The organism is Neobacillus drentensis (assembly GCF_036966985.1).
Taxonomy (GTDB): Bacteria; Bacillota; Bacilli; order Bacillales; family Cytobacillaceae; genus Neobacillus; species Neobacillus drentensis_E.
Genome location: NZ_JBALSN010000637.1, coordinates 1 through 1067 on the forward strand (window position 1 = coordinate 1; position 1067 = coordinate 1067).

The window sequence follows — 1067 nt, forward strand, 5'->3', positions numbered from 1 at the left end:
TTCGAGAAACCGTAATACATCACGCCGAAATACTTCTAGAAGGTGTACTTCAAGAAGAAGAACTTCTAGATGCAGATGGACAGGATGGCGTCGAGGAACAAGTCGCAATACTATCATCAATCGTTGTTGGAAAGACGGCAACATGTGGAATTTGAGAGTCCGCAACCGCTAATAAGTTCTTTTTAAAAGAAAATGGGAAAGGAATCTTATCTTCCTTTCCCATCCTTATTTATGAATAAACATCTACTTTTTCTCTGGAATAGCACAATTGCCATCCGTACAACTAACATCTTCCTCAGTTGAAAGATCTTGCAGGACTGGAACCGGAGATTCTTCTTCCCAGACTTTTTGCAAAGCTCCCATAAAGGTTTCTGTCGGTTGGGCACCTGAAATTGCATATTTTTGATTAATGACAAAGTAAGGCACCCCGCGAACACCATACTGCTGGGCAAGGGATTCATCCTGACGGACATCAAGCGCAAACGCATTTTTATCATTTAAGACATTCAATACTTCTTGTCGATTCAAACCTGCCGCTTCAGCGATATCTGCAAGTGTTTCAATTTCCCCAATATGCTTCGACTCTGTAAAATAGGCACGGAGAAGATTTTCTGAGACGATCGCTTCTTTCCCTTGTGTTCTTGCAAATTTGGCCAAGCGATGGGCATCAAATGTATTAGTCGGCTTCATTTCATCAAAATTAAATGTTAAGCCAACAGTGGACGCCTGCTGCCCAACTCCTTGATTTGCTTGTTTCGCTTGATCAACACTCATACCATATTTTCCAGCCAAAACTTCATGAATATTTTGTCCGATATTCTTAGGCGAATTTGGGTCAAGCTCAAAGCTTTTGAATTCAACTTCTACTTGATCCTTATGAGGAAATTGATCTAGCGCCAATTCTAATCGGCGTTTTCCTATATAACAAAACGGACATACATAATCAGACCAAACTTCAATTTTCATGTCGACACCTCTTTTTATTCTGATAATAAATATAGTAACACAAGGCGGATGAAAACCAATCCAAAGTGCTCAATGAAAAATTGGTTGATTTTACCTAAAAA

General features: G+C 39.6%; 1 protein-coding gene. It reads right to left on the reverse strand.

Features of this window, described 5'->3' with window-relative positions; translation table 11 throughout:
- Window positions 1–243: 243 nt before the first annotated feature.
- Window positions 244–966, reverse strand: a complete 723-nt coding sequence (locus V7659_RS29550; RefSeq protein WP_335543606.1) for a DsbA family oxidoreductase — start codon at window positions 964–966, stop codon at window positions 244–246.
- Between the last annotated feature and the right edge of the window lie 101 nt (window positions 967–1067).